General features: G+C 63.7%; 3 protein-coding genes. 1 reads left to right on the top strand and 2 read right to left on the bottom strand.

The window, feature by feature from the left end; translation table 11 throughout:
* Positions 1-269: 269 nt before the first annotated feature.
* Entirely contained in the window at positions 270-1,886 is a 1,617-nt protein-coding gene (gene murJ, locus DBO33_RS42365; RefSeq protein ID WP_407670664.1) for a murein biosynthesis integral membrane protein MurJ, read from the bottom strand.
* A gap of 456 nt (positions 1,887-2,342) precedes the next feature.
* Here murJ and DBO33_RS44870 point away from each other — a divergent pair, with 456 nt between their 5' ends.
* Positions 2,343-2,630, top strand: a complete 288-nt coding sequence (locus DBO33_RS44870) for a DUF6980 family protein (protein ID WP_407670663.1) — start codon at positions 2,343-2,345, stop codon at positions 2,628-2,630.
* 29 nt (positions 2,631-2,659) lie between these two features.
* Here DBO33_RS44870 and DBO33_RS44535 read toward each other — a convergent pair whose 3' ends face one another.
* Positions 2,660-2,794 carry a hypothetical protein gene (locus tag DBO33_RS44535; protein WP_267897928.1) on the bottom strand — a complete coding sequence of 45 codons (135 nt, stop codon included), beginning with the start codon at positions 2,792-2,794 and terminating at the stop codon, positions 2,660-2,662.
* Positions 2,795-2,859 lie beyond the last annotated feature (65 nt).

Here is a 2,859-nt window from a genome sequence, read left to right as displayed (position 1 = left end):
CCCCTGACCCACCTAGCCCCCCTCAACATCATCCTCCTACTCCCCGTAGCCTTCTGCGTCCTAGCCGCAACCACCGCCAACGTCCTACGTTCCCAACAAACTCCGACGGCGTCGCCCGCAGAGTCGGACACCTCCGATCCGTTCCAAACCGCCCACTAGCCCGGCCCTCCCATGGAACAGCCGCACTCTTTCTCGAAATCCGCACTGCTTACGGCCCCCTATTGCCGGTGCGGATCCTAAGAGAAAGTGCGGATCTCAGAACATCGGAGCTACGCGGCCAGCAGTGCGCGAGCGTTGCGTACCTCGGGAATGCCGATTGCCTTGGCGGCGAGCAGGAATACCACCAGGCCGACCGACGTTCCGGCCGCGAGTGTGACGAGGTGCTCGACGAGTGGGTCGGGCACCGTGTGACGGGTGATCGCCATGATCGCAACGCATGACCAGCCCGCGCCGGCGGTAGCCCAGATGACGCGCGTGAAAGTCACTGCGACCGTGGAGAATCCGAGGAGGCCGTAACGACGACGGAGCAGGACATGCCCCATGATCGCGCCGACCACATACGACAACGAGCTCGCGACGCTGAGCATGACCACCACGGCGCCGTCGGAAAAGACGGTGACCGAGCAGGCGACCACGGCGACCTTGGTGACCACCATCGCCACGTTGATGAGAGTCGGCGTGCGGGTGTTGTTGTGTGCGTAGAAGACTCGCATCTGCAGCATCACCAGCGCGAACGGCGCCAAGCCGAACGCGGAAGACGCGATTGCCGTTCCGATCAATCCGGCGGCTTGCGCATCGACGCGGCCGGTGAAAACGACGGCGGCCAGCACCGGGCCGAGCAAACCCATCGCCATGCTCATCGGCACGAGCGCGACGGTCAGATACCGTGCACCACGCCCGAGGTCAGCGATCACGGCCGCACGATTGCCCGCGGCGGCCGACCGGGAGATACGCGGCATCAGCACCGTCAACAGCGAGGCCGCAAGGATGCCGTACGGAACCTGGAACAGCAGATCCGCATAGGTGTAGATGGACACCCCGCCGTGGGAGAAGGCGACCCGCATCGTGACCGCGACCCCGACCTGACTGATCGCGGCGTAGACCAGAATCCACCCCAGCACGGGCATACCGGCGCGGACCGGCCGCCAGGTGTACGGGATCGGCCGAACCCGCCACTTCCATTCGAACCCGTTGCGGCGCAGCGCGAACACCACCCACACGGCCTGCCCGACAATTCCCATCGTGGTGCCGATCCCGATCGTCAGCACCTGCGCGGTGGTCATCGAGGCAGGTGTCAATGTGACCGATCCTGGGAGCAGCGCGAAGATCCCGCACGTCAGCAACACGATGACGTTGTTGACCACCGGCGCCCACGCGGCCGCGGCGAAGCTGTCCCGCACATTGAGCACCGCCGTCAGCAAAACCGTTACGCCATAAAAGAAGATCTCCGGCAGCAGCAGATAAGCGAACCAGGTAGTGAGCTCTCGTTGATCCGAATCGCCCACGAAAACTCGCACGATCAGCGGAGCGCACAGCACCGTGACGAGGGTGACCGCGCCGAGCCCCAGCACCGCCGCCACCAGCACACGCTGCGTGAACTCCCGAGAGTGCTTGCGCCCGTGCCGCCGTGCCCGCGTGAGCAGCGGCACGACGGCACTGGCGAACACGCTGCCGAGCAGCAGCTCGTAGACCATGTTCGGCAGGTTGTTCGCCCCGGTATAGGCATCGCCAACAGCCGCGGTGCCGAGCAACGCCGCCAGCACGATCGTCCGCACAAACCCTGTCACTCGGCTGACCACTCCGGCAATCGCAACGTACCGGCTCGCTCGCGCCAGCCCGCTTCCCGAGCTGTCCGCCCGAGGTTGAAACCCTTTGAGCCGAGGCACTTCCCGCCTGGCTTGCGGCCGCGAACTCGTCCCGAGCGGCAACGGCTGAGTCGGAAGATTGCCGTAGTCGGTCATAGCCCTCACTCGCGCTAGCGGATGGCCGCTCGGATGCGCGCCCCCTGGAATCGCTTCCGAGCCATAATGCCCCACCGAGGTCAACCTGCAGGTCGGCTACGATTTCAACCTACGGCCGGTGCGTCCACTGAGCATTCGAGGGGGTCGGATCTCGAGCACTCCCGATAACGGAGTCTGTGTGATGCACGCCATGCTTGGTCCTCGCGAACAGAAAGATCCGCCGGACCCGGTGAGTCGCCGGTCTGGAAGGATGCCAGACCTTATAAAGGTAAGGCGAAGGCCCAATGGTGAGAATCGGAATTCGCGATAATATTATGACCAGTGACTGGAGAGATATACAAAGGTCCAGCTCCAGGGCGAAAGATAAAGGTGGGCTGAGAAATGTCTAGCGAATCGGTGCGCCACTCTTGTGAGGGTATGGACGCCTGGACGGCCAATGACAGTATTCCGATCGGATACAATCCGAAATTCGGGGAATTCTATGTGGAGGTACCGGACAGTGACAGTTATATCGCCCTGAACTATTGCCCCTGGTGCGGAGCGCGGCTTCCTCCTTCGCTTCGCGATCAGTGGTTCGACCGAATCTTTGACCTGGGGTTAGACGGGCCAGAGGATCCAGGCGTCCCGGATGACATGAAATCAGATGCGTGGTGGACCAAAGGCGAGTAGGAGCGCAGACGTGCAGGTCGGCTGCGATTTCAGTCGACGGCCAGGCCTTTGACGATGTCGAGGCGGGCGGCGCGGACGGCTGGGGGGATGGAGCCGAGGAGGCTGAGGCGGGTGGCGGCGGCGAAGGCCAGGGTCATGGGGTTGGGGGGGGGTCTTTTAGACATCTGTGGGCGCCGGCGGAGGGGTGGGGGGTGGGTGTGGGGGGCGCGGGGGCTCTTGATAAAAAAAG

Origin of the sequence: Nocardia suismassiliense, assembly GCF_900269665.1 — a bacterium.
Taxonomy (GTDB): Bacteria; Actinomycetota; Actinomycetes; order Mycobacteriales; family Mycobacteriaceae; genus Nocardia; species Nocardia suismassiliense.
The sequence above is the reverse complement of the archived record's forward strand: the minus strand, read 5'-3'. Positions and strand labels throughout refer to the sequence as shown.